Annotated in this window: 26 protein-coding genes; 21 read left to right on the top strand and 5 right to left on the bottom strand. The window is 35.8% G+C overall.

All coding sequences use genetic code 11. The features are described from left to right. The first annotated feature begins 134 nt into the window (after positions 1-134). From BJ095_RS15125 to BJ095_RS15145, 5 genes are all read left to right on the top strand, one after another. Positions 135-644, top strand: a complete 510-nt coding sequence (locus tag BJ095_RS15125) for a DUF1648 domain-containing protein (RefSeq protein WP_107934883.1) — start codon at positions 135-137, stop codon at positions 642-644. 187 nt (positions 645-831) lie between these two features. Then, positions 832-1,191, top strand: coding sequence for a fluoride efflux transporter FluC (locus BJ095_RS15130; RefSeq protein WP_107934884.1), 360 nt, complete (start codon positions 832-834; stop codon positions 1,189-1,191). A gap of 2 nt (positions 1,192-1,193) precedes the next feature. Further along, the gene (locus tag BJ095_RS15135) at positions 1,194-1,526 is read left to right on the top strand and encodes a fluoride efflux transporter FluC (protein WP_181418090.1); all 333 of its coding nucleotides are present in this window, start codon (positions 1,194-1,196) and stop codon (positions 1,524-1,526) included. Positions 1,527-1,568: 42 nt separating this feature from the next. Continuing rightward, complete coding sequence (locus tag BJ095_RS15140) at positions 1,569-2,060, top strand: nucleoside 2-deoxyribosyltransferase (protein ID WP_107934886.1); 492 nt, start codon at positions 1,569-1,571, stop codon at positions 2,058-2,060. Further along, positions 2,057-2,533 (top strand): DUF4064 domain-containing protein, encoded by a 477-nt coding sequence (locus BJ095_RS15145; RefSeq protein WP_107934887.1) that lies wholly within the window; start codon positions 2,057-2,059, stop codon positions 2,531-2,533. Before BJ095_RS15140 ends, BJ095_RS15145 begins: the two co-directional genes overlap by 4 nt. A gap of 405 nt (positions 2,534-2,938) precedes the next feature. Here BJ095_RS15145 and BJ095_RS15150 read toward each other — a convergent pair whose 3' ends face one another. Then, complete coding sequence (locus tag BJ095_RS15150) at positions 2,939-3,460, bottom strand: methylated-DNA--[protein]-cysteine S-methyltransferase (RefSeq protein WP_107934888.1); 522 nt, start codon at positions 3,458-3,460, stop codon at positions 2,939-2,941. 241 nt (positions 3,461-3,701) lie between these two features. On the opposite strand from BJ095_RS15150, the gene BJ095_RS15155 reads away from it, so the two are divergent. The 4 genes from BJ095_RS15155 (at position 3,702) to BJ095_RS15170 (ending at position 6,582) form a co-directional block, all read left to right on the top strand. Next, entirely contained in the window at positions 3,702-4,241 is a 540-nt protein-coding gene (locus tag BJ095_RS15155; protein WP_181418091.1) for an NADPH-dependent FMN reductase, read from the top strand. Between the two features lie 197 nt (positions 4,242-4,438). Further along, positions 4,439-5,230, top strand: coding sequence for an ABC transporter ATP-binding protein (locus BJ095_RS15160; RefSeq protein ID WP_181418092.1), 792 nt, complete (start codon positions 4,439-4,441; stop codon positions 5,228-5,230). A 115-nt stretch (positions 5,231-5,345) separates the two neighbouring features. Continuing rightward, positions 5,346-5,909 (top strand): signal peptidase I, encoded by a 564-nt coding sequence (lepB, locus tag BJ095_RS15165; RefSeq protein ID WP_107934890.1) that lies wholly within the window; start codon positions 5,346-5,348, stop codon positions 5,907-5,909. A gap of 193 nt (positions 5,910-6,102) precedes the next feature. Then, positions 6,103-6,582: an SRPBCC domain-containing protein gene (locus BJ095_RS15170; RefSeq protein WP_181418093.1), complete on the top strand. Its 480-nt coding sequence runs from the start codon at positions 6,103-6,105 to the stop codon at positions 6,580-6,582. 130 nt (positions 6,583-6,712) lie between these two features. On the opposite strand, the gene BJ095_RS15175 is transcribed toward BJ095_RS15170, so the two are convergent. Together BJ095_RS15175 and eutB are read right to left on the bottom strand one after the other, a co-directional pair. Next, complete coding sequence (locus BJ095_RS15175) at positions 6,713-8,335, bottom strand: PucR family transcriptional regulator (RefSeq protein WP_107934892.1); 1,623 nt, start codon at positions 8,333-8,335, stop codon at positions 6,713-6,715. Between the two features lie 34 nt (positions 8,336-8,369). After that, positions 8,370-9,377: a hydroxyectoine utilization dehydratase EutB gene (eutB, locus tag BJ095_RS15180; protein ID WP_107934893.1), complete on the bottom strand. Its 1,008-nt coding sequence runs from the start codon at positions 9,375-9,377 to the stop codon at positions 8,370-8,372. 217 nt (positions 9,378-9,594) lie between these two features. Here eutB and BJ095_RS15185 point away from each other — a divergent pair, with 217 nt between their 5' ends. The 10 genes from BJ095_RS15185 (at position 9,595) to ehuA (ending at position 20,037) form a co-directional block, all read left to right on the top strand. Then, positions 9,595-10,782: a M24 family metallopeptidase gene (locus tag BJ095_RS15185; RefSeq protein WP_107934894.1), complete on the top strand. Its 1,188-nt coding sequence runs from the start codon at positions 9,595-9,597 to the stop codon at positions 10,780-10,782. Positions 10,783-10,794: 12 nt separating this feature from the next. Then, positions 10,795-11,772 carry a cyclodeaminase gene (locus BJ095_RS15190; RefSeq protein ID WP_107934895.1) on the top strand — a complete coding sequence of 326 codons (978 nt, stop codon included), beginning with the start codon at positions 10,795-10,797 and terminating at the stop codon, positions 11,770-11,772. Positions 11,773-11,787: 15 nt separating this feature from the next. Further along, entirely contained in the window at positions 11,788-12,987 is a 1,200-nt protein-coding gene (locus BJ095_RS15195) for a cystathionine gamma-synthase family protein (protein ID WP_107934896.1), read from the top strand. 18 nt (positions 12,988-13,005) lie between these two features. Further along, complete coding sequence (locus tag BJ095_RS15200) at positions 13,006-14,244, top strand: M20 metallopeptidase family protein (RefSeq protein ID WP_107934897.1); 1,239 nt, start codon at positions 13,006-13,008, stop codon at positions 14,242-14,244. Between the two features lie 18 nt (positions 14,245-14,262). Next, positions 14,263-15,363, top strand: coding sequence for a homoserine dehydrogenase (locus tag BJ095_RS15205; protein WP_107934918.1), 1,101 nt, complete (start codon positions 14,263-14,265; stop codon positions 15,361-15,363). Next, the gene (locus BJ095_RS15210; RefSeq protein WP_107934919.1) at positions 15,347-16,765 is read left to right on the top strand and encodes an aldehyde dehydrogenase family protein; all 1,419 of its coding nucleotides are present in this window, start codon (positions 15,347-15,349) and stop codon (positions 16,763-16,765) included. Before BJ095_RS15205 ends, BJ095_RS15210 begins: the two co-directional genes overlap by 17 nt. A gap of 43 nt (positions 16,766-16,808) precedes the next feature. After that, positions 16,809-17,690, top strand: a complete 882-nt coding sequence (ehuB, locus tag BJ095_RS15215) for an ectoine/hydroxyectoine ABC transporter substrate-binding protein EhuB (RefSeq protein ID WP_107934898.1) — start codon at positions 16,809-16,811, stop codon at positions 17,688-17,690. Positions 17,691-17,817: 127 nt separating this feature from the next. Continuing rightward, a complete protein-coding gene (locus BJ095_RS15220; RefSeq protein ID WP_107934899.1) occupies positions 17,818-18,480 on the top strand; it encodes an amino acid ABC transporter permease in 663 nt (220 codons plus the stop codon). After that, positions 18,477-19,226, top strand: coding sequence for an ectoine/hydroxyectoine ABC transporter permease subunit EhuD (ehuD, locus tag BJ095_RS15225; RefSeq protein WP_107934900.1), 750 nt, complete (start codon positions 18,477-18,479; stop codon positions 19,224-19,226). Before BJ095_RS15220 ends, ehuD begins: the two co-directional genes overlap by 4 nt. Further along, positions 19,219-20,037: an ectoine/hydroxyectoine ABC transporter ATP-binding protein EhuA gene (gene ehuA, locus BJ095_RS15230; RefSeq protein ID WP_282433272.1), complete on the top strand. Its 819-nt coding sequence runs from the start codon at positions 19,219-19,221 to the stop codon at positions 20,035-20,037. Before ehuD ends, ehuA begins: the two co-directional genes overlap by 8 nt. A 53-nt stretch (positions 20,038-20,090) precedes the next feature. Here ehuA and guaC read toward each other — a convergent pair whose 3' ends face one another. After that, positions 20,091-21,074 (bottom strand): GMP reductase, encoded by a 984-nt coding sequence (gene guaC / locus BJ095_RS15235; protein WP_107934901.1) that lies wholly within the window; start codon positions 21,072-21,074, stop codon positions 20,091-20,093. Between the two features lie 269 nt (positions 21,075-21,343). On the opposite strand from guaC, the gene BJ095_RS15240 reads away from it, so the two are divergent. Then, positions 21,344-21,568, top strand: coding sequence for a hypothetical protein (locus BJ095_RS15240; protein WP_107934902.1), 225 nt, complete (start codon positions 21,344-21,346; stop codon positions 21,566-21,568). Between the two features lie 176 nt (positions 21,569-21,744). Further along, entirely contained in the window at positions 21,745-21,960 is a 216-nt protein-coding gene (locus BJ095_RS15245; RefSeq protein ID WP_107934903.1) for a hypothetical protein, read from the top strand. 118 nt (positions 21,961-22,078) lie between these two features. Here BJ095_RS15245 and BJ095_RS15250 read toward each other — a convergent pair whose 3' ends face one another. Continuing rightward, entirely contained in the window at positions 22,079-23,053 is a 975-nt protein-coding gene (locus BJ095_RS15250) for a helix-turn-helix domain-containing protein (RefSeq protein ID WP_146223224.1), read from the bottom strand. Positions 23,054-23,150 lie beyond the last annotated feature (97 nt).

The raw sequence follows: 23,150 nt of genomic DNA on the forward strand, positions 1-23,150 counted from the left end.
CTTTTTTTCATCAAATTTTTATCTGAATTATAATTCAGATGACTTCTAGCGTACAGTCGCTGATAGATTTGAAACTTTTCAGGCTATTTAATCGTAGATATATCTAAAGCTTAATGTGACGTGAGGTGTAATAAATGAAAAAGTATTTGCCATATAGACCAGTTCTTTATTTACCTAAAACGAAGAGTGAAAGAATAATGGATATTATAGGGATTACCCTTTTTCTAGGAGCCATACTCTTTGTAGGAGTAAACTGGGGCAATATTCCGGAAAGTATACCTGCCCATTTCAATATTGAAGGGGAGATAGATCGTTGGGGTTCCAAATACGAGTTTATATTCCTCCCAATCATAGCAGTGTTCCTATTTGTGATTATGAGCCTTTTAGAGAAAGCTCCTCATATGCATAATTATCCAGATCGAATCAATGAAGAAAATGTAGAACAATTTTATTTGCATAGTCGCAAATTACTAAATATCGTAAAAAATTTTTGTTTGATTTTGTTTGCTTATTTAATTGTTCAGATTGGTCGTGTTGCAATAGGGGGAATAGAAAGGTTCTCGATTGGATTAGTCCCAATTATCTTGATTATCTTATTTGGTACAATCGGAATTGGAATATATAGGCAATCAAAAATAAAGTGAATTACGAGCAATTACAATTTAATTCGTGGTGGGAAGAATGGAATATCTATATTATAATATAGATAAAAATGGTAATTGAACGAGACTAGATACGGGTTGTTTTTTAAAGCTTTTGTAAAAGCATATTCAGTAAAAAATATATTATTAAAATATAATTAGTGATTCGTTCCTGATTGGGGAGAGCTTTTTGCAAAATCTGATTCAAGTATTTTTAGGTGGTATGTTAGGTAGTGCACTGCGCTATTTAGTTCAATTATATACAAATACCTCCATCATGCTTTGGATTGTAAATATTTTAGGTAGCCTTATCCTTGGTAGCTTAAATGGATACTTTTTAAAAAATGAGAAGCCGTCAAATTTATTTTTAACGACAGGAATGCTTGGTGCTTTTACTACATTCTCTACCTTTACGGGTAACTGGTTCAGCCTGCTGCAAGAGAACCTGCTTTCCGGAATTGTGTATGGTTTAGTCATGACTTTGCTATGTTTTATAGCGGCTTTATTAGGGTACATTTTGAATCGAGGTAAGCAAGCATGGAATGGATAATGGTGTCGTTCGGAGGAGGTGTAGGGGCTGCACTACGGTATTTGGTTCAACTATGGATTGTTAAAATTAAAATTTCTTCCTATTGGGCTACCGCTTCTGTGAATGTGTTAGGGTCAATTTTTCTTGGGATTGCAAGTCATGGCGTAATTGAATCAAGTACCATCCTTGCGTTTTTAACAGTTGGGATTTTAGGGGCTTTTACAACCTTTTCAACCTTTGCATTTGATATCGTAAAATTGATTGAAGCAAAAAAATGGAGAACAGTATTTTTATTTATAAGCGTGAATTTAATTGGTGGTATTCTTGGATTTTTAATAGGTTGGGCGCTTAAGTAATAATTGATATAGTAAAATACATACATTAAAGGCGGTACTGACATGAAGGCATATTTAGCAAATGGATTATTTTCAATAGGGGACAGATTGGTAAATGAAATGCTTGCCAAGGAAATTCGTAAAGAATTACCTGAAATTGATCTCTATGTTCCACAAGAAAATGATGCAATTAACGACAAACAAGCATTTGCCAATAGTATAGCAATTGCAGAGGCAGATATGGAAAAATTACAAAATAGTGATGTATTAATTGCTGTTTTAGATGGCATTGAGGTTGACTCTGGTGTAGCAGCGGAAATCGGCGCATTTTCTACCTACAACCGACCAATCATTGCGTTATTTTCGGATGTACGCCAATTAGGACGAGAAAATCAACAAAAAATTAATGCCCTTGTTGAAGATGGCACAGAAAATCAATTCATATATCGAAATTTATTTGTAATCGGCATAATTAAAAGAAATGGTGTCATCGTAAGTACAGTGGATGCTGTTGTTGAAAATGTGAAAAGGTATTTAAAGGAGGAAAAACAGTGAAAAGAACGGGTGAAAAGGTTTTAAGTATTATTGCACATGTACTTAATGTGTTAGCGGTAGGTTTATTGATTGTAATGCTATTTGGCAGCAGGATGTTTATGGATATGACCATGAGCGACCCTGTTTTACAGAGTGAATTTGAAAGTCAAATGTCTGCAAGTGGATTAACGCAAGCTGAGATGGATGATCTGCTATTATATATGGATGATTTTATTGGCTTTATAAGCGGAGTAGGCTGGGTGTTTGTAGTTTTAGGTCTCATTGCATTAGTACTTGGAATTATTGGTACATTCAGAGTCGACAAAAATGCAAAATTAGCGGGAATCTTATTTAGTATTTCAGCGGTTTTATCGGGGATTATTTCACTACAAGGTATTTTGTTGATCATTGCTGCTATAATGTGCTTTGTACGAAAACCAAAATCAGACATCTCTCTTCAAAAGACAGATGAAAATGGGTATGTTATTGATTAATTAGATTGGATTTAAAGTTCGGAAAACAGCTCTATATTGAGAGAAAGTTAAGCCTGTCTCAGTTGGCGATTATGTTATTTGGATTCGACAATTAATTGAATGATTTTAAAAAAAGTATGGCAATTCATAATGGAATGTGCCATGCTTTTTTAATTTTTAAAATTTAACTCTAATTTTCATAAAGGTAATTAAAAGGAGGAAAATTCCGGTTTACTGCTTAAAAAATGCCCAAATGAATGAATTTGGGCAATATAGACGGAAAAAATTCCTTTATTTTAAGTGAAATATGGGTTTTTTTAAATTTAAAAGGAAATTTTCCGCTTATCCCCAAACCCAAATTCCTTTAACCAACTGAATGGGAAATCACCATTTTAAATGCAAGTGTAAAATCGTCCCTAAATTACTTCAAGCCTTGTAAGCAATTTTCTCTAGTGCTAATAGCTTTTCTTTTACATCCAAGCCGCCGCTAAAGCCAGTCAGTGTTCCACTTTTACCTAATACACGATGGCAAGGGATGACGATGGCAACAGGATTAGAGCCGATTGCTGTTCCCACTGCTCTCACAGCTTTAGGGTTTCCTATCTGATTTGCAATGTCAGAGTAGCAAAAAGATTTACCATACGGAATTGCACTCAGTGCCTTCCAAACATTCATCTGAAAATTGGTACCATGAACGTCAAAAGGGAAGGTGAATTGCTTTCTTGCTCCATCAAAATACTCTTTTAATTGGTCTGTATAAGTAGTTAATTTATCTTCTGCCTCGATTAAACGACAGTCTGGAAATTGTTTTATGCTGCTTTTAGCCAAATCGTCTATTGAGGAGTGCTCTGTCCCTAGATAACATAGTCCTTTTTCAGTTGCTGCAATATAGACTTGCCATTCTTTATGTAATAGTAATTGATAATAAATAATCGTTTCTCCTGCCATAAAAAACACCTCCAATAATCTATAATCTATCATGAATATTTTAACCTATTTAAAGCCAGTGAACAGGCATTATTTAAATGATGCAAGTTTAAAAATAAAATACTTGGAAAAAGTAATAATGTTTAGTATTTCTGCCAAGAAAAATTCTTCAACTTACTTTAGAGGATAAAATGGTGACTTTTTCATCATAATTATTTGGTAGATATGAATGAAATTACTTAACAAGTTGGAGGGAAAGTTAATGTTGAAAATTGGTATAGTTTTAGGAAGTACTCGTGAAGGTCGAGTTAGTCCACAAGTTGGAGAATGGGTAAAAGGGATTGCGGATAGTCGTGGAGATGCCACATATGAAATCCTTGATATTGCAAATTACAAATTACCGTTATTAGGAGAACCAGGTGGAGATGCTTCGGGTGTCGGTGATTGGTCAGCAAGTGTTTCTAGCTGTGATGGATTTGTTTTCATCGTTCAGGAATATAATCATTCACTCTCAGGCGCTCTGAAAAATGCTTTAGACTTCTTGCGTGATGAATGGCATAACAAAGCTGCTGGTATTGTTAGTTATGGCTCTGTTGGTGGAGCCCGTGCTGCCGAGCATCTACGTGGCATATTAGGGGAATTACTTGTTGCAGACGTTCGTGTACATCCAGCACTATCATTATTTACTGATTTTGAAAATGGTACAGTATTCAAACCAAAGGATGTACAAAATCAATCTGTAAATGATATGTTAGATCAGCTAATTTCATGGAGTACAGCTCTTAAAACAATCCGTAAATAATTTATTATTAGCCCACTCATTTTTTATGAGTGGGCTTTTTTCTGAAATCAGCTCGATTATTCAAGCAATTTTCTATACAGTTTCCATACTAAGGTTTAAAATAAAGTAAATAGTTTGAAAATTACAGCTGAAAAAATCATATTTATATAGTATAGAAGATTTTCACTTTGTATGGATGGGATTAGGGGGATTCTGTTGTGAGGATTCAAATAAGTAATGTAACAGTCACTAAGAACAAAAAGGATATTTTAAAAAATGTTGAGTGGAAGGTGGAAAAAGGGCAACACTGGTCAATTTTAGGTTTAAATGGTTCCGGCAAAACGACTTTATTAAATATAATAAATGGTTATCTACACCCTACTGTTGGTCAGGTAGAAGTACTAGGGGAATTGTTTGGAAAAACGTATATACCGGATTTGCGAAAACAAATGGGACTAATTAGTTCTTCTATACAACAGCAAATACAGGAAATTGAAAGTGTTTTAAGTATTGTTTTAAGTGGGAAATTTGCCTCGATTGGTCTATGGGAGGCTGTGGACCAGGCAGATGTAGAGCAAGCGAAAGCTTATATGAGTTTACTGAAATGTGAGCATTTGCAAGATCGGGAGTACAGAACTTTGTCACAGGGGGAACGCCAGAGAATATTAATCGCAAGAGCGTTAATGGCTAGCCCTAAATTACTAATATTAGACGAGCCCTGTAACGGATTAGATATTATAGCTCGAGAAGAATTACTGAAAATCATTGAAACTGTATCAAAAACCAATGAATGTCCTACACTTATTTATGTAACACATCATGTTGAAGAAATACTTCCATGCTTTACTCACACTTTATTATTAAAAAATGGGGAAGTATTTAAACAAGGCAGATCTAACGAAATTTTAACTGAGAAAACTTTATCGGACTTTTATGACCGTCCTATTTCGGTTCAAATTGAGCAAAATCGAACATGGCTTGCTTTAAAGGAAATTGTAGAACAAAAATAGACATTAAAAACAAGGATTATACATTATTATTCATGTTAAAAGATGCTGAACATATAATTTATTGAAAATGATGAAGACTATAGGGAAATAGTAAGATATCAAAAGGGGGATAATTATGACAGAACAAACTAAACCAAAAAGCGAATTTATGTCTTGGTTAGTTGCTATTTTTTTTGGAATTGTCATTTCATTTGTATGTCGTGAATTCATTTTTTCCCCACTTATTGTTAAAGGTGCTTCCATGGTGCCTACATATGAGAATCAGGATGTAATAATTGTTAGTAAAATAAGTGAAATCAATCGTTTTGATCAGATTGTATTTGAAGCACCTTACGAAAAAGAGTATTATATCAAAAGAGTTATAGGGTTGCCCGGTGATACCGTTGAAATGAAGGACGATATCCTAATCATAAATAATACAGAATATGAAGAAGCCTATGTGAATCGAGATGATAGTAATCCATTTCAAAAACGGGTAACTGAAAACTTTACATTAGAAGAAATTACCGGATATAAAACGGTACCTAAAGGCTATTTATTTGTTTTAGGGGATAATCGGTTAAGAAGCTCTGATAGTAGACATTTTGGCTTAATACCAATTGAATCTGTATTAGGTGAATCGAAATTCCGAATCTATCCGTTAAGTAACATCAAGTTATTTAACACAAGTAAAGAATAGCAAAGTGGGACTGACATCTGTTAGTCTCACTTTTTTACAGAGGGTATACAATTGGGCTGAGAACAACTTGGCCTGATTACACATTACCGGCTTATAACAAATTTTAACTCAATAAGATGCTACATTACATTGGGTTTATATGCTGTTATTTAATATGATGGTAGAGACAACTATTCATTGGAGGGTATCTTACATGCTAGCTAAAATTTATAAGAGTGGTACAAGTTATACAGCAGAATATGAACGAGTATATGATGAACCAAGTGAAAAAGTTTGGACGTCATTAATAAGCAATGAAAAGTTTAAGTTTTGGATGGAACATCTTGAAATAACAGACCTAAGAAAAGGTGGAAATATTAATTTTCATTATAATGATGGGTCAGGTAATCTGGAGAAAATACTGATAACAGACTATGTTGAGGGGAAAGTCCTCCAGTTTGAATGGGGAGAAGATACTGTTAGATTTGAAATCACTCCTGCTGACACAGGTTCACAATTAATCATGAAACAAATTCTCACAACTATTACAGACCACACGCCGAAAGATTTAGCAGGCTGGCATGTTTGCTTGTTAGGATTCAGTGATATTGTAACAGGTGAAACAAATCTACTTCCAAACGATGAATGGGAAAAATGGTATGTAGAGTATAAGTTGTTGGTTGAGCATTTATAAAACCTTAGGGGAGTGTAGACAGGTAATAATCGTCTACACTCTTTTTTAACCACAAATAAGAACTTTCTTTTACCCCCAAAAAAAGAGAAACGAGTACGAAGTTTGAAATCTACTCGCTTCTCTATCTGTTTTAAATAATATTGGAGGTTTCTTTCTTTTCAAAGCGAACAGTCCATAGCTTAAGGCAAAATTGCAATAAGAAGATATCATCAGGATCATTTAAAGAACGATTAGTAAGAGATTCGATTTTTCGTAATCGATACAATAAGGATTGTCGATGCAAATTTAAGGCTCGTGCGGTCTGACTCACATTCCCTTGATGAATTATATACGAGGATAGTGTATGTAATAAATCAAGACCGTTATTTTTATCATAAGCTGCAATGACACCTATAGTATCGTGCATCAATTCTGTAGAAAATGTATTATTCGTTAGCGAAATTAACAGCTGATAAATCCCTGTGCTCGCAAAGGTGCTTCTCGAGCCGGCTCCTTTTTGACTTCTTCCAATTTCTAATGCAGTCCTCGCATTTTTATAGCTCAAATGAAATGTCAGTGACCCGGCATGATTTTCGCCAATTCCCCATGAAATGGAGGGTATTCTGTTTTCTTTAACATGTTCATCTAGTAAGTTTAATAGGCAATTAACATCTTGGCTGGCATCTTGCACCTTACATTCCAGAAAGACGATGAGTAAGTCCTTTTGAAAAGTATATATAACCTTTTTGTTTATTTTTTTGGCTGATGTCTCAACTAATTCTGAAAATGCCCGTATAAAGTCCTTCTCTGACTCTTTACTTTTATCCTTCTTATATAGATGGTAGAATTCTTCAACTTTTTCAGGAATACCGACCACACAAACATAAGGAACCTCAACGTCTATGCCGATTTTATGACCTTGTTTAATAAATTCCTCTTTTTCGCTCCAGTTTCCATTTAGTAACAGTTTGATATAGTCATTAATCTCCTTCTCTTTATTTTGATAAAAAGTTCTTTCTTTTTGAATCCATAGAGTTAGAATTGTCACAATTTGATTTAGTACTAACCAAGAGAGGGGAGAGGCATTAAGCTTTTTGGATTTAAACAGGATAAAACAATATTGTTGATTTAAAAGATGAATAGGGATTATTTGCATGAACATACCGCTATTAAGATGTACAATGGATGGCTCCTCTTTCTTTAAAATAAAGGATTCCTTCTGATCATGCCGCTCACATATTTCAAAAACATCATTATAAGTTAATGTTACATCCATTTGAAAGTCCTTGGAGAGATAGCGTAAAACTGTATCAATAGATTCATTGTCTAAGTAAAGCTTTAATAGCTCTCTTTGAATGTCGTCAGCTTTTATAGTTGAGGTTTGTTCCCAATTATTTAACTGCTCTAATATGATTTTAATAATATCTGAGAATCGAATCTCCCAGGGCAGCTCAATTATAGGAAAGTTATTTATATTACAAAAATCTATTACTTCCTGGGGGATATAGTGGACATGTCTTCCGATTGCAACTGCAAGTGCACTTGCTCCAGAAAGAAAAACTTCCTTCACATAAGAAACAAAAACCTCGGTGTTATTCCCACATCCAATTGCAGTAGTTAGAACTAATTCATTATTTCTGACAAAATCTTCTACAGGCAGCTCCATTACCGAAACAGAATCTACTACTTGTGTAGCGATTCTTTCCTCTCCTGATAATAGCTTAGCACTAGAAAGTAAAGGAATTGTTAGTACATCTTGTAAAGTATATTGCAATTTCGAATCCCCCCATTAATATAATTGATGTCTTTTATATATACTGTTGGATCGCGTTTGCATGAACGTCTAGGTCAACGTTGCAGCCAGTAATGATGATAACCAATTTTGTATGCGGCTGCACATGTAAGATATTGTCCAGAACTGCACCAATTCCAATTGCTGCTGCACCTTCAACAATAATTTGATGTTCTTTATATAAATAAGCCATTCCTTTTTTTATCGATTCTTCAGGAACTAAATAAGACTTATCAATAAAGCTTTTTATCATATTAAAAGTATAGTTATTGTTTACTCCAATGCCTCCGAGCAAACTATCTGCTAATGTAGGAAATTCACTGACTTCAACCGGTTTATCGGCCTTTAAGCTCTCATACATTGCAGCACCATTTTCCATCGAAACGCCAATTACCTGAATATCCGGGTTGGTTGACTTCATAACAAGACCAATACCTGAAAGTAAACCTCCTCCTGATAGGCCTCCAATGACACCGTTGACAGTGGGGAGATCCTCTAAAATTTCTAAAGATATCGTTCCTTGTCCTGCTATAACATGGGGGTGATCAAAGGGTGGAATCAAGGTTAGTCCTTGCTCTTTCATTAATTGATAGCACCTTTGTTCTGCGCTATCCTGACTTTCTCCATAAATCTCTAACTCAGCACCTAGGCTTTGTATTTTTTCGATTTTTGCTTTTGGAACATGCGTAGAGACACAAATAACCGCTCGAATACCTAATTTTTTAGCAGCTAATGCAACAGAATAGCCATGGTTTCCTGTTGAAAAAGTAATGACACCCTTGGATTTTTGAGCTTCAGATAGGCAATGAATTGCATTTACTGCTCCACGCATTTTAAAAGCGCCACTTTCATGAAGCTGCTCGAATTTTAAAAAAATCTCAGCATCTTTTAATTTTGAAATGGTAGGGGAGTACACTAAGGGACTCTTCTTGATTAATGATGAAATATTAGATTTTGCCTTCCAAACATCTTGTAAGGTAATACTCTTGTTTTCTATTAAAAGCCCATTAGAAGTTTCATGCATATTAAAACATCTCCTCTCGACAATATCTATGTAAAGTATTTTAACATAAAATAAAATGAAAATTTAGATAATATTTTAAATATTTCAGAATAATTAAAAAAGTGTCTAATAATTTCATACAAATTGTCTGATTGTTTTGGAGAAGGCTATGAATTTATAATTCAATGTAACAAATCATTACATCGTTAGTGATTTATGACAACGAAGGAGGATTCATATGGCAGTATTTGAGATTTCAGAATACAAAGAAAGACTACAAAAAACAAAAGAAAAAATGGCTTCTAAAGGAATGGATGTCCTATTAGTAACGGATCCTGCTAATTTAAATTATCTGACTGGGTATGATGGATGGTCGTTTTACGTGCATCAATGTCTAATTGTACTGTTAGATGAAGAAGAACCTTTCTGGATTGGTCGAAATCAAGATGCGAACGGTGCTAAGGTTACGACTTATCTAAACGAAAATAATATTATTCCATACCCAGATTATTATGTTCAATCTACAGAAAGACACCCAATGGATTTTGTTTGCAACATCCTAAAGGAGATTGGTAAAACAAATTGCACTATAGGTCTTGAAATGGATACGTATTACTTTACTGCTAAATGCTTCACTCAATTACAGCTTGGTCTTCCACAAGCTACCTTCACAGATGCCACATCACTCGTAAACTATGTAAGAATTATTAAATCAGATACAGAAATTGAATATATGAGAAAAGCTGCAAGAATTGTAGAAAATGCTATGCAGGTTGGAATTGATGCTATTGATGAAGGTGTCCGTGAATGTGATGTTGTTGCTAAAATTATGCATGCACAAATAAGTGGAACTGTTGAATTTGGCGGTGATTATCCAGCAATCATGCCACTATTGCCATCAGGTGAAAGAACATCTACACCTCATTTAACATGGACTGATGAAAAATATAAATCTGGTATTCCGGTTATTTTGGAGCTTGCAGGCTGTTATAATCGCTACCATTCTCCACTATCTAGAACAGTTTTCATCGGTGAACCTGATCCGAAAATTAAATATTTGGCTGATGTTGTAACAGAAGGGCTAAATATTACACTAGATTCTATTAAACCAGGTGTTACATGTGAGGAAGTAGAAGAAGTTTGGCGCAAAACAATCGCAAAGAGTGGTTTTGAAAAGGAATCTCGTATTGGTTATTCAATGGGGTTAAATTATCCACCAGATTGGGGCGAGCATACTGCAAGCTTACGTCCTGGGGACAATACAATTTTACAGCCTAATATGACTTTCCACTGTATCCCTGGCATTTGGCTGGATGAATATGGGGTGGAGTTAAGTGAATCCTTCCGTGTAACCGAAAGTGGAATTGAAGTTTTTGCAAACTTCCCAAGACAGCTATTTGTAAAAAATACAACAAAAGTATTTTAAGGTGTGAAAACTATGAACCTTTTTAAGGAAGAAGAGATTAGAAAGTATGTGGCAGTAAATGAGAAGGCTATTGAAATTGTAGAAGAGGGCTTCATGGCTCTAGCTAATGGAAAAGTGACACTGCCGCCGATTATGAGAATTGATATCCCTGAAAATAATGGGGAAATTGATGTGAAAACTGCTTATATCAAAGGTTTAGACACTTTTGCTATTAAAATTTCATCAGGTTTTTTTAATAATTCAAGTCTTGGACTGCCAAGTTTAAGTGGCATGATGATTCTCTTTAACACTACAACAGGCAAAACAGAATCTATATTACTTGATAATGGCTATTTGACAGATGTTCGAACGGCTGCTGCTGGTGCTGTTTCTGCAAAATATTTAGCAAAAGATAACATACAGCATGTTGGTGTAATCGGCACTGGAACACAGGCAAGATACCAAATTGAAGCACTTTCTAAAGTTCGTGAATTTGATACAATTCATATCTTTGGTCGTAATGAAGAGGCTGCAAAAAAATACGCAGTCGAAATGGAAGCAAAATTAGGCAAAAAAGTAATTATAGCTAAAAGCCCGGAGCAAGTAGTAAAGGAAAGTGAAATTGTAGTCACAACAACGCCTTCAACTACTCCCTTAATTCAAGCAGAGTGGTTGCATCCAGGTCTTCATATTACAGCAATTGGGTCTGATGCAGAGCATAAACAAGAGCTAGATGAGAAAATCTTCAGTCAGGTAGATATGATTGTGTGTGATGTGAAATCCCAAGTGTTCCGTCTAGGGGAACTGCATCACGCTAAGAAGCAAAATATCATTCAGGATGATTCAACAATTATAGAACTTGGTGAAATCACGGCTGGATTTAAAAAAGGTCGAGAAAATGACGGACAAATTACGGTGTGTGATTTAACAGGGACAGGAGTTCAAGATACTGTGATTGCACGATTTGCCTATGAGCAATTACACACTAAAATCAAAGAGTTTCAATTATAAATTGGAGGGATTTAAATGACAGAAAAAATTAATGTAGGAACAAAAGCTGTTTGGTCAGGAGAAAAAGAAGTGCTTGTACACGGGGCAACTCAAGTACCTGTTATTGTAAGTGTAGCCTACAACTATGATGATATGGACGAATGGTACGATGTTGCTGTTGGAAAAAAACAAGGACATATCTATGGACGTAATACAAATCCAACTGTTCAAGCCTTCGAGGATAAGGTGAAAATTCTAGAAGGTGCAGAGGCCGCAACAAGCTTTTCAACTGGAATGGCTGCAATTAGTAATACACTATATACATTCTTAAAGCCTGGTGATCGAATCGTTTCAATTAAGGATACTTATGGTGGGACGAATAAAATTTTCACTGAATTTTTACCGAAAATGAATATAGAAGTAGCTTTATGTGATACAGGTGATCATGAAGCGATTGAAGAAGAACTTGAAAAAGGATGTACTATTCTGTATTTAGAAACGCCAACAAATCCAACAGTAAAAATAACAGATATCGAAAGAATGGCTAAGAAGGGGAAAGAAGCAGGTGCCATAGTTGTTGTGGATAATACTTTCGCAACACCTATTAATCAAAATCCACTTGAGCTTGGGGCAGATCTTGTTTTACACAGTGCAACGAAATTTTTAGGTGGGCATGCAGATGCTCTTGGTGGTGTGGTTTGCGGTGCGAAGGAATTAATCGAGCCAATCTATCATTATCGTGAAATTAACGGGGCTACATTAGATCCGTGGGCAGCGTACTTATTATTACGTGGAATGAAAACATTAAAATTAAGAGTTGTTCAGCAAGAAAAGAACGCCTTAGCCATTGCTCAGTATCTACAGCAGCAGGAGCTTGTGGAAGACGTTTTCTATCCTGGGCTCGCAACACATACAAACCATGACATTGCTAAAAAACAAATGAAAGGGTTTGGCGGAATGCTAAGCTTCTCATTAAAGGGCGGTATGGATGCAGTAAAAATTCTATTACCGGCATTAAAATACGCAAATAGAGCAGCGAATTTAGGTGCTGTCGAAACTACTTATGGTCCAGCTAGAACTACAAGCCACGTTGAATGTACACCTGAAGAAAGAGCAGCAATGGGCATTCCAGAGGGCTTAGTAAGAATTTCAGCAGGAATTGAGGATACGGAAGACTTAATCCAAGATTTAGAGCAAGCATTTGCATTATTAAAAGAAAACACTGTAACAGTTTAAAGGTAGAAGGTGAAACAAATGGAAATGAATACCCTTTTATATGTTCATAAATTATCTGATGAAATTATTAGACTACGAAGATATCTTCATCAGCATCCTGAATTAAGCTTTGAAGAATATGAAACATCGAAATTTGTATACCAACAGCTATCAAATATTGAGGGGATGCAAGTAGAAAAGGGTATTGGGGTGGAAACATCTGTAGTTGGAACTTTAACAAGAGGGAATGGTCCAACTGTAGCGATAAGAGCTGATATGGATGCTCTTCCAATCTTAGAAACTACTGAGCATTCATTTCCTTCAGCGAATAGTGGCGTCATGCATGCATGTGGACATGACGCCCATACTGCTATTGCATTGTCAGTGGCAACTATTATGGGTGAAATTTGGAGAAATAGTGACATTCAAGGAACTGTGAAATTTATTTTTCAACCAGCTGAAGAAAATACTGATGAATCAGGAAAAACAGGTTCTCCTTATTTGATTGAGGCTGGAGTTCTCAAAGATATAGATTGCATTATCGCACTACATATGGATCCAGAGCATGAAGTTGGAACGACACGAATACATGACGGATATAGCATGGCCAACGTAGATGTATTCCAAGCTAAAATCTTTGGAACTGGTGGACATGGTGCATATCCTCATCTTGGAACAGATCCTATTTGGATGCTCGGACCGGTACTACAGGCGCTACACGGGATTGTTGCAAGAAATATATCTCCATTAGATGCAGCAGTTGTAAGTATTGGTGAAATAAAAGCAGGCTCCGCGAGTAATATCATTCCAACTGAAGTCTATTTACAGGGGACACTTCGAAGCTATACACCTGAGGTTCGTATAGAATTGGAGCAACGTTTAGAAAAAGCATTTTCAATTGTAGAAGCATTCGGTGGGTCTTATGAATTAGAGGTTTTACATGGGGAGCCCGCTTTATATAACAGCCCACTAGTAAATACCACATTAAAAGAAGTAGTATCAGAGCTTTACCCAACAATGAACATTATTGATATCCCCTTTGGTTTAGGGGGGGAGGATTTCTCTTATATGACAAAAGTTGTTCCTGGCTCAATGATTTTCTTGGGTTGTTCGATTCCAGATGGTATGAAGCGGGATCTCCATACACCTATTTTTGATATTGATGAAAGATGCTTACCGATAGGGACTGCAATATTAACTCAAACATTATTAAATTATTTGCTTGGAAGAGCACAGCTTCCGCAGAATTATCTGAATAGTGAAAATGAAGCGATGTGAATGGAAGGAGGAAGATTTATGAAGCATCATATTGCAATACTTGGATTTGGAGTGGTCGGCCAAGGATTCGCCGAAATTATTCAAAACAAGAAGCGACAACTAAAAGAGCAATTTGGACTTGATGCAGTCATAGTAGCGGTTAGTGACGTGATGAAGGGCTCACTCTATCATCCTGAGGGACTTTCAATAGAAAATTTATTAAAAGTCGTAAAAGAAACAGGAAAGCTAGATGCATATCCAGATCAAAAGGGGTTAGTTCGCGGGTTAAATAGTTTTGAAACAATTCGAAATTCTAACGCAAACACAATTGTTGAGGTTACTTTTACTGATGTAAAAACGGGCCAACCAGCAATCGATCATTGTAAATGTGCCTTTGAACATAGAAGAAATGTCATCATGAGCAATAAGGGACCAGTTGCTTTAGCTTATCCCCAATTGCATGCCTTAGCACAGAAAATGCAGGTACAATGGGGCTATGAGGGCTCTGTAATGAGTGGTACACCTGCTCTACGTATGCCAATAACTTCATTGGCAGGAAATGATATTTCAGAAATACAAGGTATTTTAAATGGTACTACAAATTATATGCTGACACGCATGGAACAAGGCTTCTCTTATGAAGAGGCTTTGAAGGAAGCGCAAGCTCTTGGCTACGCAGAGGCAGATCCAACAAGTGATGTTGAAGGATTTGATGCTCTATATAAAATTGTCATTCTATCGAATGTTATTTTAAACTATCCATTAAAAATTACTGATGTACAGTGTCAGGGTATCTCTCACTTAACTAAAAACCAAATTGAACAGGCAAAGGCAGAGGGGAAAACCTGGAAGCTAATTGCCAAATTGAAAAAAGAGGAAGATAACATTATCGCCTCTGTAAAACCAGAAATGATAGCTTTAGATCATCCTCTAGCTAATATTACTGGCGCAACAAATGCTATTACTTACACTTGCGATCTTGCAGGACCAATTACTTTAATAGGGGCTGGAGCAGGAAAGGTAGAAACAGGTTTTTCTATATTAATCGATTTGATAAATATTCATCGAACGAGAAAGTCTGTGGAGGAGGGAGCTTGTGGAAAGGACATTATTACAGAAGAGAATGTTGTTAGCAGGTGAGTGGGTAATCGGTACAAATTTAATAGATGTTGAAAATCCACAGGATGGAGAGATTATTGCTCAAGTGCCTGCTGCAACTAAGGAAGAAGTGCTTTTTGCTATTCAAGAAGGGGTACAGGGTGCAGAGATTGCAAGTCGTTTATCAACCTTTGAAAGAATGGGCATTTTGAAAAGGGCAGCGGATTGGATTGATGAAAAGCAATCACTTTTTGCAGAAACCATAGCTACAGAAGGCAGTAAAACAATTCGTGAAGCTAGAAAAGAAGTTATGCGCTGTATTGAAACTATCCGAATTTCTGCCGAGGAAGCAAGACGAATCCATGGTGAAACAATCCCCTTTGACCAAACGGCAGGAAACGAGAATCGAGTGGGCTATTACCAGCGGTTCCCGATTGGATTAATCGTTGCAATTACGCCCTTTAATGACCCTTTGAATTTGGTTGCCCATAAATTAGGACCAGCAATTGCAGCTGGTAATTCAATCATCATCAAACCATCCTCAGTAACGCCAATTAGTGCTTTGTTGCTTGCAGAAGCATTCACACAGGCAGGCCTACCTAAAAAGATTTTGTCAGTTATTACAGGTCATTCAAGTGAAATTGGAGATGTTCTTGTTTCACATCCAGACGTTCGTATGATTTCCTTTACTGGCGGCTATGAAGCAGGAAAAATAATTTCATCTAAGGCAGGCATTAAAAAACTAAGTATGGAGCTTGGATCTAATTCTCCTTGTATCGTGCTAAAGGATGCAGACATTCTTGAGGCGGTTAAAGCAATTGCTTCAGGTGCATTTTGGGCAGCGGGACAAAACTGCCTGGGTGTCCAAAGAGTTTATATTGAAAAGGAAGTTTACAAGATTTTTGAAGAATTAGTAGCAGAAGCAACGAAGCAACTTTCAGTAGGAGATAAGTTAAGCGAAGAGACGGAAATGGGTCCTTTGATTACAGAAAGAGAAGCTATTCGAATTGAAAAACTAGTACAGGAAGCGCTAAGAAATGGGGCATCACTTCTTTGTGGGGGTACGAGAAAAGGTGCTTTCTATTCACCTACCGTCCTAACTAATGTCGATTCAAATAGTAAAATCGCTCAGGAGGAAATCTTTGGTCCGGTTTTAATCCTTGAAAAAGTTAATGATTTAGAAGAAGCAATACAAAAATCAAATAATGTCTCCTATGGTCTTCAGGCAGGTATCTTTACACAAAACCTTGATAATGCCTTTAAAGCCATTCGCGAATTGGAATGCGGTGGCGTTATTGTAAATGATAGCAGTGATTTCCGAATTGACGCAATGCCATTTGGTGGTGTTAAACAGTCAGGGATTGGAAGAGAAGGGGTAGCATTTTCTATACAGGAGATGACCGAGCAAAAGGTAGTATGCTTTAAACTTAACTCTAATTTCTAATCTAATAGATTGTTCATTTAAAAAACTAGGAGGTTGGTTTTCGATGAAAAAAATTGCACTAATGTTTTTAGCAGCATTAACCATGCTTGTATTGGCAGCGTGTGGTGGAGAGGGTGAAGCATCAACTGATGGTGCCGGAAAACTTGCACAGCTACAAGACGCAGGTAAAGTTAAAATCGGTTTTGCAAATGAAGTACCTTATGCATATGAAGAAAATGGTGAGATAAAAGGAGCCAATGTAGATATTGCAAAAGCTGTATTTAAAGAGCTTGGAATTGAAGAGGTTGAAGCACAATTAGCGGACTTTAGTCAGCTTATTCCTGGAGTACAAGCGAATCAGTTTGATGTTATCACAGCAGGAATGGCCATCAAGGCAGATCGTTGTGAACGTGTTTTATTTAGCGAACCTGAGATGAAATACGGTGAAGGATTAATCGTTGCAGCTGGTAACCCAAAAAATATTCAAAGCTATAAAGATATTGCAGCAAATTCAGATTTAAAAGTGGTAGTAATGGAAGGCACAACTGAAATTGAATTTTTAAAACAAGAAGGGGTAAGCCCAGAGCAAATTATTACAGCTCCTGATATTCCTGCAACCTTCTCTGCTGTTCAAGCAGGTCGTGCAGATGCAACAACAGGTACTGAAATGACGGTGAAGATGGCATTGGAATCGGCAGGTACTGACAAATTAGAATTTGTTGAAACATTTGAGCAACCAGCAGTTGATGGAGTACCGAGCTATGGTGCAGCAGCTTTCAACTTAAATAACGAGGAATTACGTACTGCCTATAATGAGAAGCTAGAAGAGCTAAAAGAAAACGGAACAATTGCAAAAATACTAGAGGAAAATGGCTTTAGTGAAATTAGTAACATGGTTGAAGTTGGATCAGTTACAACTGAGCAGCTTTGCGGTGGAGAAGGTTAAGCTGAAATTAAATACTAGTAAAAGAAATGGTTTCTTAATAGGGACAAGCTTCTTTCGTGAGGAAGTCCCTTTTTTTTCATAACCATTTATAGTTTTCTAATTATTCAATAAGAAAGGGATGATCAATATGAATGCCATTATTGAAATACTTCCACAACTACTGCGAGGCTTACAGATAACTGTTTCAGTTTTACTAGCTTCAGCAATTATTGCCTACATAGTAGCGTTTATTGCAGGTCTTGCAAGAGCATCTAAAAATACAATTTTAAATAAAATTGCAGGTGTCTATATTGAAATCTTTCGAGGCACTTCTTTGATCGTTCAATTGTTCTGGCTGTATTACGCTATTCCTATGCTCTTTGGCATTCAATTGGGTTCAAATTGGTGGACGGGTGTAATTGCGATTGGACTTAACTATGGTGCTTATTTAGCTGAAGTTGTTCGTGGTTCTATTTTAGCTGTAGACAAAGGACAGACAGAAGCATCAATTGCTTTAAATATGTCGAGTTATCAAAGAATGCGTTTGATTATCTTGCCACAAGCAGTCAGGATGATGCTCCCGGAGGTTGGAAATTATACGATTCAAATGATGAAAGCAACCTCACTCGTATCGCTTATCGGAATGAGAGATATTTTATACTACGGAGATATCATGCGTAGCACTAATTTAGCTCAGGCTCCTTTAGTGTATGTTGTTGTTTTACTAATGTATTTCATTCTTGCACTTCCATTCATCTGGTTAACTAGAAAAGGAGAAACACTATCGAAGAAAGGGGTGGCTAGCCAATGAGTTCAAACTTTAGATGGGAAACATTTGTAGAAGCATTTCCACTTGTATTGCAAGGGTTAGGTTTGACTGTCGGATTGACCTTCGCATGTTTTGGATTTGCATTACTCTTCGGTTTTGTATGGATATTCTTAAGACGGATACCTAATAAGCCAATCGTTTGGATTTGTACATGGGTAATGGAGTTTATCCGGTCGACCCCACCATTAGTTCAGCTATTCTTTCTTTACTATGCTTGGCCAGTGGTACCAGTTGTGGGTGTTACATTAGAGCCTTTTACATGTGCTGTTTTAGGTATTGGTATACATTACAGTACGTATATTGGTGAAATTTATCGTTCAGGGATTGAAGGTGTTGACAAAGGACAATGGGAGGCTTCGACTGCACTAAACTTTTCAAATGCAGATAAATGGAAAAAGATTATATTGCCTCAAGCCATACCGCCAACAATCCCAATGCTAGGAAACTATTTCATTATTATGTTCAAAGAAGTTCCATTAGCATCGGTAATAGGTGTGGGAGGAATCCTATTTATGGCAAATTCCTATGGAGCTTCACATTTTGCATATCTAGAACCACTAACAATTGTTGGAATAATTTTCTTAGCATTAAGCTACCCATCATCCATTTTAATTAGGAAATTAGAAGTGAAAATGAATACACGCTTTGACAAGAATGCAGTTTTATCAAAATCGAAAATGAAAACAATCCAAGGAATGAATCTTGAGGGGAGCGATCGTATTGTCTGAGACATTAGTGAAAGATAAAAAGAGTAGTATTTTATTAAATTCTGAGCCAATTGTTAAATATCGTGATGTCACGAAATCTTTTGGTGACGTACATGTACTCAAGGGCATCAATCTTGATATCCATCCAGGTGAGAAAATTGCGGTAATTGGACCAAGTGGTTCAGGTAAAACAACAATTATTCGCATGCTAATGACTCTAGAGGAACCGAGCTCAGGGGACATAATTGTCAATGGAACAAATTTATGGAAGATGGACAAAAAGGGTTTAAGTATTCGTGCAAATGAAAAACATCTACGTGATGTTCGCGGAGACATTGGAATGGTCTTTCAGCATTTTAATTTATTCCCCCATATGACGATTTTAGAAAATTGTATGTCTGCACCAATACATGTCAAAAAAGAAAATAAGGAAGAGGTCCGAGAAAGATCTATAAAAATGCTGGACCGTGTAGGACTGGGCGATAAATTAGAATTCTATCCATCACAGCTTTCTGGAGGACAAAAGCAACGTGTAGCAATGGCTCGCGCTTTAGTCATGAGACCGAAAATCATGCTGTTCGATGAAGTTACATCAGCGCTTGATCCTGAATTAGTAGGTGAAGTATTAGAGGTAATCCGTGATATCGCAAAAAATGACGATATGGCAATGGTATTAGTTACACATGAAATGGACTTCGCTCTTGATGTGGCAGATAAAGTATTATTTCTAGATCAAGGGGTAATTGCAGAACAGGGGGCAGCTAGGGATGTACTCGAACATACAGAAAATGAACGAGTACAAGCATTCTTAAAAAGATTTAGAAGGGGATAAGCAAAAAAACGAGTAGAATTTCACTTAACTGAAATTCTACTCGTTTATTGATATTAATATACTTTATCTCCATTGAAGATAGAATTTTTTACTACTACATAGTCGACTGTACGGATTGAGTCTAGTTTACTTCCACCAGCATAAGAAATAGATGATTGTAAATCCTGTTCCATTTCTACTAAAGTATCCATTAAAGATCCTTTATGTTCCACGTACATTTTTTTACCTTCAACGTTTTTCTTTTCGCCCTTTTGGAACTCAGAAGCAGAACCAAAGTATTCTTTAAACATTTTACCGTCTTTAACAACTGTTTGGCCTGGAGATTCCTCATGACCAGCAAATAGAGAACCGATCATTACCATTGAAGCGCCGAATCGAACTGATTTTGCGATGTCACCATTTGTACGAATACCACCGTCAGCAATAATTGGTTTAGTTGCTGCCTTTGAACACCAACGAAGTGCTGCTAATTGCCAACCACCAGTACCAAATCCTGTTTTAATCTTCGTGATACATACTTTACCTGGTCCAATACCAACTTTAGTTGCATCGGCTCCTGCATTTTCAAGCTCGCGAACTGCTTCAGGAGTACCTACATTGCCAGCGATAACAAAGCTTTGTGGTAAATGATGCTTAATATGCTTAATCATATTAATAACAGCGTTCGAATGTCCATGAGCAATATCGATTGTTATGAATTCAGGAATTAACTCTTCTACAGCTAATTGCTCAATGAATGCATACTCTTCTTCTTTAACACCAACAGAAATAGAAGCAATCAATTTGCGAGAGTGCATATTTTTTATGAATTCTGAACGAGTTTCCGGGTTAAATCGATGCATGATATAAAAGTAACCATTTTCAGCTAGGTTAATGGCAATCGTTTCATCAATAATAGTTTGCATGTTTGCAGGTACTACTGGCAATTTAAATTTATGACCCCCAAACATAATGGAAGTATCACATTCTGATCGACTATTTACTATACATTTATTTGGGATTAATTGAATATCTTCATAATCAAATACGTTTTCCATTTAAGAACACCTCTAAATCACGAATATTTTTTAGTAATAGGCATTAATTGTTCGCCCTTTGGTAATTTACCTTATTTTTGAGACTATGTCAAAGTATTTCTAAATAAAGCGCGTATTTTTTAGCTTGTCCGAAAGAAGTGAGTATATAAACCAAAATAGATGAAACTTTTAATAATATATATTATGTAAGAATTATTGACATAAAGTTAAATATATTTGAATAAAAGTAGGGCATTGTAATCATATTAAATTTCGAAGGAGATGATATGATGCCAAGAAGATCAGAAAATCAACATGTAGAAGCAACACCACATTTTGATGGCAAAGAGACGTTAAATAATCCACCAGGTACTGCAAACGAAAAGCTAACAGTCATACAATCAAACACTCGAGAAGAATTTGGAATTGAAAAAAATCCTTTTAAATTTAAACCTAGAATCGATCCTGTGATGCAACGATTTGAAAAACTGATGCGAGGAACAAAAAGAGACTAAAAAATACATCTCGTTCAATTTGAACGGGATTATTTTATCGTTTGGGGGGAGTTTTGTATAAGTAATTATTTTGAATCAAAAATAACACGAAACTAAAAATCAATTTTACATATAAGGCTAACGCACAATAGGCTTACATCTCTCCTCATAAACTAGAGGAAGGAGGGAGCTAATCGATGCTTGATAAAATCAAACTTTTAATTGGTCAGCCGATTGGCGTTGCGTTTAAAAATGGACTTAGCGTCTCGGGTGTCTTATGTGATGCAGATGAAGACGAAATTTGTTTATTAGAATACTTATATCAACAAAAATTTGTACAAAAATATTATGATTATGAGCTAATACAAGGTATTTATATATTCCCTAGCTGTGATAATGATTTACTAAATTAATAAAAACTTGAATAATATACAATGAGGTATCTTAATAGTAGGGTACCTTATTTTTTTTAAAACCACTCTAAAAAGGCAAAATGTGCGGACAAGTATTTAATTTTGTCCGCACATTGTCTCATTCTTTAAGTTTTCTCCATAATGTAGCTCTGTTTATGCCAAGCCGCTCAGCTGTTTTCGACTGATTAAAGTTTTCTTCTTTTAATACAAGCTCAATGATTTCCTTTTCGATATCCTTTAATGTTCCCTTAAAGGATAGAGCCTTTAAAGCAAGTTTTTCTACATTTAAAACATTTTCAACTGTCTCATGTTGAATGACAATATAATTTTCTTTTAAAGCAATTTGTTTCATGACAAATCGTAAATCATCAATATTGAAGGGATAGGTAGTTTCCTTTAACAAAGACAACGATTCGTCTTTGATCTTAACAGCAACAGTTCCATATTTTTCATGGAAGGAGGATAAAAAATATTGTACAAAGCCTTCAATATCCTCTTTTCGTTCATTCAAAGGTGGAAGTTCAACTATATTAGAAATTTTACTTGTAAAAGGTTCAAATTGAATGATGTTTTCTAATAGTACAAACACATGTATTTTTAAGTTAAGGCACATTTCGATAAAAGCTGACAACTTATCATGATTATCTTTGATTCGTGATAAATTTTGAAATTTAATTGTACGGACACTGTTTAAGGGAATCTTATCCAATTGGTTGATATTATATTTTTCAAAATTAATTGTTAAAAGTAAGCCTTCATTACACTGGTCATGTATATAAGTAGAAATAAAATCCTTACCGGTTCCTTTTTCACCGATTAAAAGGATAGGCTCGTTTATTTGATAAAGAGTTTTGATTTGCTGCAATATAAACTGGATTCTATCTGAATTAGCAATTAATGGCGCATATAAATTTTCTGTATGTACCTTTAAGCCTTCTTGATTTAAAAGCTGGTCATGTTTATTGAAGATATATATTTTATATGAAAAGGTGGGCGAATAGTGTCCCTTGATTTCGATTATACAATCTTCTACAACATAATTTTTTGTAGCTTTTTCATTATTTAGATTAATGTCCGTATTTAATATGTACATCTTGTTTAGTGCAAAATAGAAGTACAGAGTTTTGAAAAGGAAAAGTACATAACGTTGCAACTCAAGTTTCAACAAAAAAAGGCTTGCCAGCCTCACA

Source organism: Ureibacillus chungkukjangi, from assembly GCF_003217295.1.
Taxonomy (GTDB): Bacteria; Bacillota; Bacilli; order Bacillales_A; family Planococcaceae; genus Ureibacillus; species Ureibacillus chungkukjangi.